Source organism: Bacteroides sp. GM023, from assembly GCF_014750685.1.
GTDB lineage: Bacteria > Bacteroidota > Bacteroidia > Bacteroidales > Bacteroidaceae > Bacteroides.
Window position 1 is genome coordinate 259,668 of sequence record NZ_JAAXGE010000005.1, and the last position, 15,840, is coordinate 275,507.

Here is a 15,840-nt window from a genome sequence, read left to right on the forward strand (position 1 = left end):
ATTTACCATCCCGGATTTTGAACGAGTTGCTCGCTCTTTTTCATTTCATTATCGGGAATAGGATACAAGTACATTTTACGTCTGAAGACGATTGGACTAGCTTCTACTTCTTCATAGAATTTATCTTCTGCTGCATTCATATTCATACCATGAACATATCCGAACTGGCGTCCTTCTCCGTCTTGATCTGCTATCATCCAACGACGAACATCGAAATAGCGTTGTCCTTCTGTTGCTAATTCAATACGTCTTTCACGTTGAATTGCAAGTCTTTGTAACTCTTGGTTTCCTGCAATGGCAGGGTTAAGTTCTTCAATATCTACCAAACCGGCACGTCGGCGTACTTCATTTAAATAGTTCAGCACGCGTTCGTCTGCAGGATTTACTTCATTGACGGCTTCTGCATACAACAAGTAGAGATCCGCAAGGCGGAAAATGATAGAAGGACGGAACTTGTTCTGAACTCCCGGAGATTTCATACTGACTTCCCTATTAAATCTTTTATATAACATATAGCCGGTATGGGTATAAATGGTACCGCTTAACTCATTAGGACTTCCTTTATGGAATTGGGTTACGTTGTTTGTCACGTGCCATCTTCTGTTCTGGAAAAATACTGTATTGTAGAAACGTGCTTCCCGATTGAGGAATCGGTTACTGACATTGTTGGCTACTTGAATATCTTTACTTCCGGCTTTGACAGTTTCAGTGTATTTGTCAAATCCTTCGGTTGTGTATAGTGGAGATTGTGGCAGATAGCTTGTCGGCTGTACCGGAAGACCATCCTTCATATAAAAGTCGTCTACCAGTTCTTGAGTGACGCCAATGCAACCCATTCCGTTTTGTTCACTTCTCGGAGTACATCTGCGATCGAACATATCATTTGTCATTCCACCCCATGATGTTGCTGCGGTAGCCCATATGATTTCTCTGTTATATGTTTGGAAAAGATCGTATATGTCTTGTGAAGGATTGCCTGTATTCAGCAATTCATAGTTACCTTCATCTTCAGCGAACTTCATGAAGTCTTCCAAGGCAGCAACTGCCTTATTCCATTTATTAGGATCTTTATCCGGGAAAAGTCTTGTTCCATCCAAATTGGTTGTGGAGAGTGCTTCTTTGTATTCACCATTGAATAACTTACTGGCTGCGTACACCCACATTTTGGCTCTTACAGCCAAAGCTACACCTTTGGTCGGCCATGCATTGTGTTGGTCGTCCTCGTGTAAGGCTTTTTGTGGCAACTCGTGGGATACTGCTGTTAATTCCTCGTCTAAATAGCTGATTACTTCGTCTATAGTATTACGCGGTAAATCCAGATTGTCATCTCTTTCGAGGATGGCATCCTTTATTAAAGGGATGGCTCCATACTGTTCGAAAAGCAAATAATGATAATATGCTCTCATGAATCTCACATTTGCTCTCATTTCTGCAAGCTCTTCTTCTGTCAGGACATCGACATGAGTACCGTTTGCGGCTATGGGTTTGGCATATGTTAGAAATATGTTAGCTTGTCTGATTTCTTTATAGCACATATCCCAACGATGGAAACTCATATTGGATGCGTTTTTATCTGTTTTATTGTAAAGTTTTGCGTCTCCATATCCGACGGTCAATTCATCACACATACCTGCCCAGGGATTTTTAAATCCTGTGATACTTCCGGCAGCTGCGGTAATCCCGGAATAATCAGGAATAGAGGTGAATATGTTGGCATACCATCTCTTTGTATAAGCTACATTGTCGAAAACCTCATCCAATGAGCGAAGGTTTCCGGCTAACTCGTCAGATACGTTCAGATAGTCGCAAGAATAAATATTGCACAATGCAAAGGCGGCTATCAATATTTTCTTATATAGTTTCTTTATTGTTTCCATATTTTATAGATTTAATTAGAATGTGAAGTCTATTCCTAAGGTGAAGGTGCGATTTTTAGGATATACGTTTCCTCCATTTGCATTTCCTGCTTCCGGATCAAAATACTTAAGGTCATCCCATAAAGCAAGATTATATCCCATTACATAGATTCTGGCTGCCTGAACATTAAATTTCCTCAGGAATTGTTTGGGCAGTTGATAACCGAATTCCATGTTTTTTAATCGTAGGAAACCACCATTGCGTAGCCACCATGTACTTGCTACCTGATTATTGGCATTGTTGGCATTGTCTTTATGTAAGCGTGGCATTAATACATTTTGGCTTAGGTTACTTTCAGTCCAACGGTCTAATGCGAAAGTACGATAACTGGATTGGTCGACTCCCCATGCAAATGGATACCAGCCTTCCGGAGTATTTCCTCCCAATAAGACAGAGCAGTTTCCGGTACCTTGGAAGAATACGCTGGCATAAAATCCTTTATATTCGATATTTAATCCAAATCCGTAAACGATTTCCGGTACAGTAGGATGTCCTACTCCTACTACCTTGTCATAGGAGTCGATTACCCCGTCACCGTTCACGTCTTTATATTTAATGTCACCGGGGCCGAGTAATCCACCCAGGGTACTTTGGGGTAATTCAGGACGTAATGTATAATTTTCAATACCGTTGCTGTTTTTGCTAATGATGAAATCATCCTTTGTGTATAAACGTTCGGCTATATAAAGGTTATTTTCGTTAATTCGTTTACCTGTCCGTTCCATCCATGGATATTTCTGAGGTAACTCATCATATTCCTTTATTTTATTCCTTGCGAATGTGAATGTACCTCTTGCGCTGAGTTTTACCTTTCCTATTTGATGGTGTGCGTTCAATGACATATCTATACCATGGTTGGATACGACTCCATAATTGGCATATTGGTTTACACGAAAGCCACTTAATGTTGGTGTGGTTTTTCTTTGCATCAGGATGTTGCTTCTCTCGGAGCGGAAATAGTCGAATACAATGTCTATTTTATTGTTGAAAAGTCCTAAATCGAATCCATAGTTTTGTTTCTTCTCAATCTCCCAACCAATATTCAGTGTTTCTGGAAATCCTTCGATGATACCTTGTCCTAAGGAATTTGTACCTCCGTTACTCCCTATTCCTTGTGACCACGAACCTGCATTCATAGAATAAGTCGGGCGATAAATAAAACGGTCACTGGTCGTATCATTACCTGTTTTACCAACAGAAGCCCTTAGTTTGATCTTATTTACATAATTCTTTAATACTCCGGGATAAAAATGTTCATTCGATAAATAATAAGCTAGTCCTACAGCTGGGAAGAAGCCGAAACGATGATTTTTGGCAAATGCTTCTGAACCTGTATAACCGAAATTTCCTTCAAGAAAATAACGTCCGTCAAAAGAATAGCTTACACGTCCAACCAAACCTTGTTTACGATAGGGGAGAGGTTGGGTTTTGAGTTGTGTTTCCTTTTGCATATATAACAACATGCCACTTACATCGTGCTTCTCTGCAAAAGTGCGTTTGTAGTTGATGGCTGCATCAATGTATATTCTTTTTTGCGCTTCAATACCATTGTCCTTCAAATCACTCAAATCCGGTGTTCCTGATACGACTTGGATAAATGTTAAGTTACCGTTCTCATCTCTGCCGGTGGCATGATAACGGGAAGGGTTATATGAGCGTATAGATTTGAATGTCGCATCAAAATCATAGCTGACATTCACTTTGGCACTAAGTCCCTTGGTGATGAAATCGAGTTTTTGTCTGATACCTACTTTAGACTGAATACCTGTTCTCCATTGGCGGGTGTATCCTGAATTCATCAATTGATTGTAGGGGTTTCTCATATTTGCACCTCGTTCTTGTTCGTAAGTGGCTACTGTTCCGTCACTATATACTGCTGGAAAACAATAAGGAGGAGTAATCAACATGGAGCGGAAGATAGTGGAAGAGGATTCACCCGGATAGTTTGCTATCAGGTATTGTCCTGCCAGGTCGATAGATACTAGTGTTGTAGAAGTGACATCCATATCAATATTTGAACGTAAATTGAAACGGTCCAGTCCAATATTGGTATCATATTTTTCAGTCGGATTACCTTTGTATATACCACTTTCTGTATAATAAGCACCGGATACGAAATATCTGGATCGTGCCGAACCACCACGCACATTCAATGTATATCGGTGATTGTGTGTATTCTTTCTAAGCAGTTCACCGATCCAGTCTGTATCCGGATAAAGGTCGCAGTCTGTGCTGGTACGAAATTTATCTATTGTTTCAGCACTGAATAAATCGGGCTCTCCATCATTATTTAAAGCTTCGTTATATAGACTTAAATAGTCAGCAGAGCCTACAAACTTAGGTAAACGTTGTGGGCTTGAAATGGAGTGTTCTGTCTTAAATGTAATTTTAGGCTTTTCGTCCTTACCGCGTTTGGTTGTCACTAATATAACTCCATTTGCACCTTCGGCACCATAAATGGCAGTTGCGGCAGCATCCTTTAATACAGAGAATGTTTCGATTTCATCCGGTTCAATATCAGTGATTTTACGAGGAACGCCATCTACTAAAACCAAAGGAGCGGAAGCTGAACTGTTGGAAGCGAATGTACTGATACCACGAATCCAAAATTCCGCATCATCGTATCCCGGTTCACCGGAACGTTGTACAGCAATCAGACCGGATACCTGACCAGCCAGATTGTTGGTTAGATTTCGGGTAGGGGCGGCTATTTCGGAAGGTTTGACCGAACTCATGGATACTACTACACTCTCTTTCTTTTGTTGACCGTAACCAACAACGACTACTTCGTCCAATGCTTTGGTATCTTCACGTAGACGGATGTTGATGTTGCGGCGTCCGTTAATCTTGATTTCTTCTGTTGCATAACCTATGAAAGAAACTATAAGAATATCATTCTTATCAGGAACACTTATAGAGTATCGTCCATCCATATCTGAGATTCCCCCTAATGTTGTTCCTTTGACTTTTACAGAAACACCAATCATAGATTCTCCCTGTGCATCGGTTATTACACCTGTAACTGTCAGCTTGTTACCTTGCTGTTGGCTGCCTGGTTGTTCTCCTTTGTGGAAAATTGTAATTTGTCGGTCATTTATACTATAAGTATTATCTGTATTGGCAAATAGCTGATCCAAAATAGCACTTACTTGCTGGTTTTTCACATCAATATTCACTTTACGATTCGTATCAATGATTCGATCCATGTAGAAGATAATGTATTCACTATTTTTTTCAATCTCCTGAAAGACTTGTTTCACTGTCTTTTGTGAGGTTTTCATTGTAAATAATGTATTTTGTGAATACGAACTTGTTGCCATACAATGACCTATTCCTATCAGTAAAAAAGTGAAAAAGAACTTCATAATTAGCAATAATTGTTTTTCTTCAGTCTTTTTTAGACTGAATAACTCGTGTTTTTCCATACTTTTATAACGAATTAGATTATTAATATTTAAACGTGTGAGTAATTTAATTTAAGGTCGGGTGATATGTGGGTATTATCCGGCCTTAACACTTTCTAAAGAGTCATATTTTCATAGGCTTTCAATTTATTTAGATTTGACATGAATATAGATTTCTCCGTTTGATTTTGTTATTTGAGCTGGGACGGTTTGAATAAGCGTACGCAATACATCGTCTAGTTCTTCTTTTAAATCTAATTTACCACTACAGGTGATTTTGGTGAGACGCTTGTCGACAATGATTGTTTTACCATAATATTTGTTGAGCTTCTTTGCAATAACTTCCAGACTTTCTTGTTTAAACTGATAAAATCCATCTTTCCAGGCTATATATTCTTGTACATCTACAGGGTGTACGCTAATACCTTTCAGATCATTATATGCAAGCAGATTATTGGGTGTCAGAGTTTTAATTTCATTGTTATTAGTTTTTACTTCTACTTTTCCAGTGACAAGTACTACTGTTTGCGTATTCTCATTTTCGTATGCACAAACGTTGAATGTAGTACCTAATACTCGTATGTCTATCTTGTTCGTTTTTACAATGAAGGGCCGGTTCTCATCATGATATACATCCAAAAAAGCTTCGCCTTCCACATAAATTTCCCGCTTGTTTTCCATAAATTCAATTGGATAGACAACTCGTGAACTGGCGCTTAACCAAATGCGTGTACCATCAGAAAAGGTAATTGACGAACGTTTTCCGGCAGGTACTATTAACTGGTTGTAGATTTCCTTTTTTTTCTTGTTTTCTGCTTTTTGGCTAATTGTCTGCGAATTGACATTTAATTTTCCCTGTTGGTTATAATGCAGTTTACTTTCCTTCCCTTGTATAGCTATCTGTTTTTCTTCGGATAGAATCAACAGAGTTTGGTCAGTAGAGATATTGGGCTTCTTCACTGCTACTATATCAGAAAATTCCATCCGTTGGCTTTTTTGATGAGTATTTTGCAGATACCATCCGCCTACCAGAAAGATAATGATACAGGCAGCAGCCAAAGTGCGGTACAGGACAAGTCTCTTTCTTTTGTTCTGTACTTCCTGATGATTCTGTTCTGATATGCATTGCCATAGAGCATCCACTTTTTGTTGAGGAAGATAGGGCTTAGGAATATGCTGAAGCATGTGCAGGAAGTCACGTGCAATGGCTATTTCCTTCCCTAATTGCTTATTTTCCCGGGCTAGTATCTCCCAAAAAAGGATACTTTCCGGAGTCGGATGCTGTTCCGATTCTAAAAAATAAGCATCATTGAGTAATGAGTCTGCTTTATAATTACTATAGTCTATTTTTGAATCCATTTTATGCGTTGTTTTATATAAGGACAACTCAAAAAATGGATTCTACTCACTGAACTTATGATTTTTTTAAGAAAATCTCTTTTTTATGTTTATCTGAAGAAAGTTGCTAAAAGACTTATCCATGCGATACATTCTGATGTACCGAAAGTATCTCTTACTTTTTGCAATGAACGTTGGAGCAGATTGTAAGCCGACTGATAATTTATATCCATAATCTGACATATTTCGTCGTACTCCATTTCTTCTATGAAACGATAATATATAATCTCCCGTTGCCTGGGAGTTAGTACATGAAGTATCCTTTTTATTTCATTGATTTGCTCACGGCGCTCTTCTTCATTAAAAAAGTCGTTTTCGGCTATATGCTGTTCTTCTATAGAATGAAAATTGAAAACATAGTCTTCTTCTAATCGCTCTTTATTGAACACATTGTAGATACTGTTTTTAAGAGAAATCATTAGATATATCTTTACGTTTCTGGGAATACTTAGTTTGTCCTTATTCTTGTATATCCTCACAAAAACGTCTTGTATGCAATCTTTCACTACTTCTGTGTTAGGAGTGATTTGTAGACCATATTGATATAGTAATTGGATATGGCTTGTATAAAGCCAACTATAAGCTTCATCATTGCCTTCGAGAAAAAGTTTCCATTTAATATAACTTTCGTCTTGAATTTGCATAGATAATCATTCTTAAATTCCGGTATCAGTCGGACTTTTATCGGGAAATAGCGGGCTATAAAGAATTGTTTGCTTCAATACCTGCAACTTACCGTCTTTTACAAACTTCTCACCACGTTCTGAAAGATGTCCGACCATAGCTTGGCGGAGTTCCTCTAATTGACGTTTATATTTTTTGTCTGTTACGACATTTTTTAGTTCGTGAGGATCTTTCGAGAGGTCAAATAACTCCTCTGTTCCTGTGTGAAAGCGCCAGACATATTTTATTGCTCCGTCAGTGAGTGCACACCAATAATTATCAGGGCTATAGCAAGTTGCATGCTCTAAGTCAATATATTTCCTCCATTGATCGGTTTTGCCTTCCATCAGACGCAGCAAAGATTGACCATCCATATCCTGTGGAACAGAACCACCGGCTATTTCGAGGAAAGTAGGTAATAAATCACGTAATTCTACCGGCTGGGTTATTTTGTTACCTTTGGTAAATTGATAACTTGCCGGCCATTTTACGATGTAGGGTATATGTACCGAACCTTCATAAGGATATGTTTTGCGCCAGTGATGATGATCTCCTAACATATCCCCATGGTCGGAAATATAACAGATAAGTGCATCATCATATACCCCTTTTTCTTTTAAAGTTTTAATTACTTTGCCTATTTCTTCATCAATAAAAGTTACATTCGCATAATAATGTCGGCGTGAATCTTTTGCATATTCCTCACCAAAGTTACCATAAGGAGCATCCTGTTTCACTTTTTGCGGATCCTTTAGTTGAGCATATGGTTTGTCTTTACACCATTCTCCCACCCAGGGTTCGGGTATATTTCGATTGGCGTATTCATCTAACAAACGTTGGGGCGGGTCATAGGGGCTATGTGGACGCGCAAAAGATATTTTTAAAAACAACGGTTGGTTGTTGACACCTTCATAATTACGAATCATTTCGCAAGCCATTTCTCCTGTCCATGCCGTGGGATGTAATCGTTCCGGAAGTTTATAGGTTGCTGCTCCATGGTCATTCCAACCGATATGGGTAGAATCAGGATTTAATCCCGGAGCTTGCATTTGAAACCACAATCGGTAATCGCTAATGAAATCGGGACTTTCTACGCGTCCGCTTTCATCTACCAATGTTCCCCGGAATCCATGAAGCGCTTTTTGTGGATACCAGTGCATTTTGCCAATACCAAAGCTGTAGTAATTCAAGTCGTCTAACATGCGTGGCATCTCATAACGATATTGCCTGGCTACCCTGCCATATCCTAGCATGCCGTGATGCCAGGGGGAGAGACCGGTCAGTAATCCGGAACGCGCCGGTGTACTACTGGGGGTGGAGGAATAACCGTTTGTAAAGAGTGTACCGTCTTCTGCCAATGCATCCATATTTGGTGAAATGACAGAACTATTTCCCATACAGTTCATGGCATCTCCACGATGTTGGTCAGATACAATCAGGATAATATGAGGTCGTTTTGAAACTTGAGCAAAAACTAGTTGCGGAAAGACACAAATTCCTGTTGCTGCAAGTAATGAGTTTTTTAGTAAAAATGGTGTTTTCATATTTTGAAGGGGTATTGTGTTTTCATTGTGGCAAAAATACTATTTCTTTTTGAATAAAAGAAAAATAGTCATGCTTTTTACTTATAAGGAAAGTCTTGGTTTTGCATATAAAAAGAGTGACGGTATCCTGCACGGATACCGTCACTCTTTGCTCATTATAGTGTCACTATCCTTACCGGATAGCGTCACTATCTTTTTACTTTAATAAAAACTCATCAATTGCTTTTTTGTAGGTTGCTTTGTCAGCAGCGCCACGGAAAAGCTGTGGATCTCCTTTCATGGGGATGAATACGAACAATGGAATACTCGTTGCATTGAACAGGGCTGCCAATTCTTTCTGCTTATCCACATTCACTTTGTAGATCGTTATTTTCCCTGCATATTCCTTTGCCAATTCTTTCATGATAGGAGCTGTCTGGCGGCAAGGTCCGCACCAATCAGCATATAAGTCAATGATGGCGGGCTTATCACCTTTGTATTTCCACTCCTTTGATTTTTCATAATCGAAGACGTCTTTCAGAAACATTTCCTTGTTCATTACGACGACTTCACCGTTACCTGTTACCTCTTTTTTACCTTGATTGGCTTCTTCTTTGTCATTGAAAGCGTATACAATCACGCTTACCATGACAAGAGCTACCATTACTAATACTTTCTTCATTCGTTATCTTTATCTTTTTATGTATAATGCTTCTCGATAACCCCTTGCAGTTCACTGCTATGGATTACGCCGGAATGTCTCCATACCGCTTCCCCATCCTTGAATACTATAAAGGTAGGTACGGCCTGTATACGATATTTAGTAGCCAGTTCTTCATGCTGGTCAACGTCTATCTTTACAATCCGGGCTTTGTCACCTACAACTAATTTCAGTTCTTCCAAAACGGGTTTCATTGCTTTACAAGGTCCACACCATTCAGCAAAGAAATCAACCAAAACGGGTACCGGTGACTTTATTAAATCTTCAAACTTTTCCATAATCTTTCCTTTCTTAAAGTTAAATGGCAGCCATTGAAGACTGCAAATATAAATTCTATTTCATTAATATAACGGGAAAAAACTGTTTTTGTTCACAAAATAGTAATCTTAGAGACATCATCTTGTAATGTAAAAGAGGGAACTTTGCATATCGAAAAACAAAAAGAATGAAGGTGTGAACTAAATAATGATAGCCTATGAAATTCTTATTTATCGTTCAAGGTGAGGGTAGGGGACATTTTACACAAGCCATCACTCTCGAAGAAATGTTGCTGCGTAATGGACATGAAGTAGTGGAAGTATTGGTGGGGAAGAGTTCGATACGCACATTACCGGGATTCTTCAACCGGAGTATTCATGCACCGGTGAAGCGCTTTATCAGTCCGAATTTTCTGCCAACAGTGGATAATAAACGGGCAAATCTCACAAAAAGTTTTGCATATAATCTACTGAAAATACCGGAGTACTTTCGTAGTATGTGTTATATAAATCAACGGATTAGGGAGACAGGGGCGGAAGTCGCCATCAACTTCTACGAGCTTCTGACAGGACTTACCTACGCGTTCTTTCGCCCCTCTATTCCGTATGTATGCGTCGGGCATCAATATTTGTTCTTGCATCGTGATTTTGAGTTTCCCGAGAAGAGTTCCGTCCAACTATGGATGTTGCGCTTCTTCACACGGATGACGGCTTGCAAGGCGTCAAAGAAGCTGGCTCTATCCTTTAGGGCAATGGAACAGGATGACGAGCAACAGATTGTGGTGATGCCGCCTTTGATTCGTCAGGAAGTGACAGCTATCCAACCTGAAGAAGGGAATTATATTCATGGTTATATGGTGAATTCAGGCTTCGCGGACAGCGTGGAGAGTTTTCATGCCATTCACCCGGAAGTACCTCTGAAGTTCTTTTGGGATAAAGCAGATACGGAAGAAGTGACGAAGATTGACGAGACTCTTAGTTTTTATCAGATTGATGATGTCAGGTTTCTTAATGGAATGGCAGGTTGCCGGGCTTATGCAAGTACGGCGGGATTCGAGTCTATCTGCGAAGCGATGTATCTTGGTAAACCTGTCCTGATGGTGCCGGCGCATATCGAACAGGATTGTAATGCCTATGATGCAATGATGGCCGGTGCAGGCATTGTCAGTGATTCTTTTGATTTGGAACCATTACTCCGCTTTGTCGGGAGATATACTCCGAGCAGGAATTTTGTTTCCTGGGTGCGTAGCTGTGAACGTCGTATAATTCTTGAACTGGAACGAACGATAGCTTCACAATCCGAAATAACTTCAATACCAACATTTACTAACTATTTACCGATATGAAACTGAATAAGACAGATTATGTGCTTGAACGCGCAGCAGATGGTGGCTATTATGCCTGGTTGACTGTAAATATGCAATGTAATGCTTACGGAGAATCTCCCGAGGATGCAGTCTTGAATTTGGAAGAAGCAATGAATGAAATAATCGACGAGATGTATATGGTGGAAGACTTTGTCTGATTAATGCAGTATTAGAAAAGGAAAATGGATAATGAAGCCTGATGGATTCAACATCATCGCTCATTATCCATTTTTCTTTGTAAATGTCTTTGCTATTTATTCCGCAATAGTCAATTCATCAATGATATGGGAAGTTCCCGCAAATTTATCTATGATAAAGAGTGTATAGCGAATATCGACACAGGCTGCACGCTGTGATGAAGGGCGGAAAGCAATGTCGCCCGTCAATCCTTCAAAGTTACGGTCGAAAGCAGTTCCTACCAACTGACCTTTACCGTTGAAGACCGGACTACCGGAGTTTCCGCCTGTATTGTCAGTGTTTACAATAAAGCAGACAGGCATTTCACCGTTTTTGCCATAGCGACCATAGTCTTTGCCTGCGTATAACTCTTTCAGTTTTTGAGGTACAACAAATTCCCAGTTTCCCTGATCTTCTTTCTCCATTACTCCTTTAAGAGTGGTGTGGGCATCATAAACAGCACCGTCAAATGGTTCATAAGAAAGTACCTGGCCATATGTCAACCGCAAAGTTGAATTTGCATCCGGGTAAATAGGAATACTTTTTTCCTGTCTCATATCCATCATGCCTTTCACCCATACTTTGTGAGCGGCATCGTAGTTCTGATTCGCTTCTTTCATGGCGATAGCTGTTTTCAGTATCCCGTCGGTAATGGAATATTTGAATAATACCATCCAGTCGTATCCTATTTTATACAGGCTCGGCTTTTTGATAAATTTCTCAAAATTTTGGGGACTGCCGAAGATGGAATGTGCAAAGCACTCATCAACGAATGCGTCGATATTACCTTTAAAACGGGAATTGATTATCTCAAAGATATTAATTCGCTGTTCTGCCGGAATATACTTGGCATAAGTTTTCAGCATCTCTTTGCCGACCATTTTCTCTACTTCCGGGAAAGGAACATTGGCAAAATATTTATCAGTTTCTTTTTTCAGGTTTAGCTTTGCCTCTTTTATCTTCTCTTTATCTTTAGATTTTAAGGCAGCAACCATTTCCATTGTAGAAGGAATACGCATAAAATCAAGAGCTGTTACCAATGCTTCATTAATAGCCTGCTGATGATAGAGAGCATCACGGCGATGGCCCACGATGGAACGGATTTCATCGAAAGCTTTCTGATAAGAATCATCTCCTTTTTGACGGCCACGTGCCAAAAGTTCTTCTTGTTGTGTACGCTTGGTATCCAATACGTTGAGACGTACCAGACCTTCGTTCATACCGATGGCATTCTTCCAATAGTTGGCAGATGATGCATATTTGCTGGCATAATGAATACGTACGGCAGGATCTTTCAGCATTTGCTCCATAAGTACCTTTTGGCGGGCTCCACGTACATGCTGACGCATGAAGTTGGTAGTCTGCATACGCTCTTCCACTTCATCGGAAATCATGTATCGCCAGTTGCGTCCGGGGAATCCCATAACAAAGGTGAAATCACCTTCCTGTACTCCAGCAAGGCTGATAGTCAGATGTTTCTTTACTTTCAAAGGAACGTTGTCTTTAGAATAGGCTGCCGGTTTTCCATCTTTACCCGCGTAAATACGGAAAAGAGAGAAGTCCCCCGTGTGACGAGGCCACATCCAGTTATCCGTATCTGCTCCGAATTTACCAATGGAAGAAGGGGGAGCACCTACCATACGAATATCGCTGTACACCGTTTTGATGAACATATAGTATTTGTTTCCACCATAGAAAGCCTTAAGCTCCAGTTTGGTGGCGGGAGTAATTTCTATATTCTCGGCTTGGGCAAAACGTTTTGCCACTTTACTAAGATAGCTTGGTGACAGGTAGTTGACTCCTTCCGGATCCGGATCTTTCTTTAATTGCTCGGTGACATAATCGGTCACATCGAGAATATGGTCGATATATGTGACGGTAAGTCCCGGAGTAGGAAGTTCCGCGTTGCGGTTCATAGCCCAAAAGCCTTCAGTCAGGTAATCATGCTCTACATTGCTATGTTGCTGAATAGCTCCATAACCGCAATGGTGGTTCGTCAGAACTAGTCCTTCGGAAGAAATAACCTCTCCCGTGCATCCACCGCCAAAGTGTACAACCGCATCTTTCAGAGAAAGACCGTTTGCGTTGTATACCTCTTCGACAGGAATCTCAAGACCAAGTTCACGCATGGCAACTGCATTCTGAGTTTTTAGGTCAGTTAGCATCCACATGCCTTCGTCGGCGTGGATGCTAAGAGCTGCCAGTGAAAAGATGGCAAATAGGATTTGTTTTCTCATTTATTCTACGATTGTCATTTCGTTAATCAGATGTCCGCAGTTACCCAGTTTTTCAAGGATGAACAAGACATAACGGATATCCAGGTTGATGCAGCGTTGCAGGTTGTTGTCGAAGTTAATATCACCACTCAACGATTCCCAGTTGCCGTCAAATGCACAACCGATCAGTTCTCCGTTTTCGTTCAATACCGGGCTACCGGAGTTACCACCGGTAATGTCGTTGGTAGACAGGAAGCAAACCGGCATATCGCCGTTCGGTAAAGCATAACGTCCGTAATCCTTCTTTTCTATCAGTTCTTTCAGTTTGGCAGGTACAACAAATTCACGATCTTCCGGGTTTTCTTTTTCAAGGATACCTTTGGTAGTAGTGTAATAGTTGTAATGTACGCCATCTTTCGGATCATAAGGTTTCACGTTACCATAAGTCAGACGAATGGTAAAGTTAGCGTCCGGATAAGAAGGTACAGGCAGTTTCATGTCGCCAAGGCCACGGATATAGGTCTTGTGCAGCAAGGCGAGTTCCTGATCCATATCTTTCAGTTGTGAAACGATTTGCTCGAACAAGTCATATTTAGATTGGCAATATTGTAAAGCCAGGTCGTTGTCGATAGCTTTCACTGTCGGCTTTTTGATGAACTTCTCAAAGTTTTCACGGTTGGCGAAGATGGAGTTATCATACATATCGTCGATAAACTTGTCATAGTCGCCTTTATATTTCTGTTCGATCACCTTGTAGATAGACGGACGCTGGTCAGCCGGAATCATTTCTGCGTAAAGCGGGAACAGAACTTTGGCTACCTTACGGTCTACTTCGTGGTCGTAGTCCTTATTATGGATACCGTCATAGGTTTCTTTCAGAGCTTCTATGCGTGCGTTGATTAAGGAGTCGTTCTTTTCGACCAGTGCTTCCCGTGTTTTGGATAGCAGGGTACTACCGAATTCGATAGCGCCGAAGAATGTCTCTCTTAAACAAGTGAACTGATAGTTGAGAGGAGCGGTTTTAGCTACCAAGTCATCTATCTTCTTTACTACCTCTGCGTATTCGGCATTGTTCTTTGCTTTGGCAAATTCTGCGAATTTAGCTTCCTGCGCAGCTTTTGTACCCAGCACGTCATTATCAATGATCGCTTTGTTCATTCCGATAGAGTTCTTCCAGTAGTTGCTGGAACCGGCATACTTGTTGGCATACTGGATACGAGTTTTGTCGCTGGCATTCATTACTTCTTTCAGGACAGCCAGACGAGCACCCCGGATGCGGATACGCGGTTCGTTTTCTGATTCCATACGTTCTTTTACTTCCGATACAGTCAGATAACGGCTTGTACTTCCGGGGAATCCCATAATCATTGCATAATCTCCTTCTTTCAGACCTTTGATGGAGATAGACAAATGTTTCTTGGTTTTCAGAGGAGTATTGTCAGCACTGTATTCTGCCGGTTCACCGTTAGCGTCTGCATAGATACGGAACATGGAGAAGTCACCGGTGTGACGAGGCCACATCCAGTTATCCGTTTCGCCACCGAACTTACCGATAGAAGAAGGCGGTGCGGCAACCATGCGTACGTCCGGATATATTTTCTTATAAAACAGGTAGGATTTATTTCCGGCATAGAACGGAAGTGCTTGCGGCACAATTCCCTTTTTGTCTTTCAGATCACTTTTAGAGTAAAGTTCTTCTGCCAGTTTCTGAAGAAACGCACCTGTGAATGATTCCGATTCGGTGATTTCTTTAGCGGCGATTTTTGCGTTGACAATATCGGTAATATCTTCAATACGTTCGATAAAGGTGAATTTCAATCCCGGAGTAGGGAGCTCTTTATCTCGGGAAGTAGCCCAAAAGCCGTCGGTCAGGTAATCGTGTTCAACGCTGCTGTGTTGTTGAATGGAAGCATAACCACAATGATGGTTTGTCAGGATCAGACCTTCCGGTGAGATGATTTCTCCCGTACATCCTCCACCGAATATACCGACAGCATCCTTTAGTGAGACACCGTTAGGGTTGTATAAATCTTGGGCTTCCAACTTCAAACCTTGTTTCTTCATCATATCTATGGAATGTTGCTGCTGCATCAGTTGCAATAACCACATACCTTCGTCCGCCTTGGCGGAACATACGATTAGCGCAGTCAGCGCCAATAAATAAAGTCTTAGTCTATTCATTAATTAAGTGATAAAA

The 15,840-nt window shown here is 40.6% G+C and carries 11 protein-coding genes; 2 read left to right on the plus strand and 9 right to left on the minus strand.

Going from position 1 to position 15,840, the window contains the following annotated elements; all coding sequences use genetic code 11:
- Positions 1-2: 2 nt before the first annotated feature.
- The 7 genes from HC965_RS12040 to trxA form a co-directional block, all read right to left on the minus strand.
- Complete coding sequence (locus HC965_RS12040) at positions 3-1,877, minus strand: RagB/SusD family nutrient uptake outer membrane protein (RefSeq protein WP_191031683.1); 1,875 nt, start codon at positions 1,875-1,877, stop codon at positions 3-5.
- 15 nt (positions 1,878-1,892) lie between these two features.
- Positions 1,893-5,342, minus strand: a complete 3,450-nt coding sequence (locus HC965_RS12045) for a TonB-dependent receptor (RefSeq protein WP_191031684.1) — start codon at positions 5,340-5,342, stop codon at positions 1,893-1,895.
- A gap of 126 nt (positions 5,343-5,468) precedes the next feature.
- Positions 5,469-6,680: a FecR family protein gene (locus HC965_RS12050; protein ID WP_191031685.1), complete on the minus strand. Its 1,212-nt coding sequence runs from the start codon at positions 6,678-6,680 to the stop codon at positions 5,469-5,471.
- A gap of 89 nt (positions 6,681-6,769) precedes the next feature.
- On the minus strand, positions 6,770-7,363 hold the full coding sequence (locus tag HC965_RS12055) for an RNA polymerase sigma factor (protein WP_191031686.1): 594 nt from the start codon (positions 7,361-7,363) through the stop codon (positions 6,770-6,772).
- A gap of 12 nt (positions 7,364-7,375) precedes the next feature.
- Entirely contained in the window at positions 7,376-8,926 is a 1,551-nt protein-coding gene (locus HC965_RS12060; protein ID WP_191031687.1) for an arylsulfatase, read from the minus strand.
- Between the two features lie 196 nt (positions 8,927-9,122).
- A complete protein-coding gene (locus tag HC965_RS12065) occupies positions 9,123-9,587 on the minus strand; it encodes a co-chaperone YbbN (RefSeq protein ID WP_191031688.1) in 465 nt (154 codons plus the stop codon).
- 17 nt (positions 9,588-9,604) lie between these two features.
- A complete protein-coding gene (gene trxA / locus HC965_RS12070) occupies positions 9,605-9,904 on the minus strand; it encodes a thioredoxin (RefSeq protein WP_022139528.1) in 300 nt (99 codons plus the stop codon).
- A gap of 197 nt (positions 9,905-10,101) precedes the next feature.
- On the opposite strand from trxA, the gene HC965_RS12075 reads away from it, so the two are divergent.
- Together HC965_RS12075 and HC965_RS12080 are read left to right on the plus strand one after the other, a co-directional pair.
- Positions 10,102-11,229: a glycosyltransferase family protein gene (locus tag HC965_RS12075; RefSeq protein ID WP_191031689.1), complete on the plus strand. Its 1,128-nt coding sequence runs from the start codon at positions 10,102-10,104 to the stop codon at positions 11,227-11,229.
- The gene (locus tag HC965_RS12080) at positions 11,226-11,408 is read left to right on the plus strand and encodes a type II toxin-antitoxin system HicB family antitoxin (RefSeq protein ID WP_191031690.1); all 183 of its coding nucleotides are present in this window, start codon (positions 11,226-11,228) and stop codon (positions 11,406-11,408) included. The genes HC965_RS12075 and HC965_RS12080 overlap by 4 nt, the downstream gene beginning before the upstream one ends.
- Before the next feature lie 96 nt (positions 11,409-11,504).
- On the opposite strand, the gene HC965_RS12085 is transcribed toward HC965_RS12080, so the two are convergent.
- Together HC965_RS12085 and HC965_RS12090 are read right to left on the minus strand one after the other, a co-directional pair.
- Positions 11,505-13,664 carry a S46 family peptidase gene (locus tag HC965_RS12085; protein ID WP_191031691.1) on the minus strand — a complete coding sequence of 720 codons (2,160 nt, stop codon included), beginning with the start codon at positions 13,662-13,664 and terminating at the stop codon, positions 11,505-11,507.
- Positions 13,665-15,824 (minus strand): S46 family peptidase, encoded by a 2,160-nt coding sequence (locus HC965_RS12090; protein WP_191031692.1) that lies wholly within the window; start codon positions 15,822-15,824, stop codon positions 13,665-13,667.
- Between the last annotated feature and the right edge of the window lie 16 nt (positions 15,825-15,840).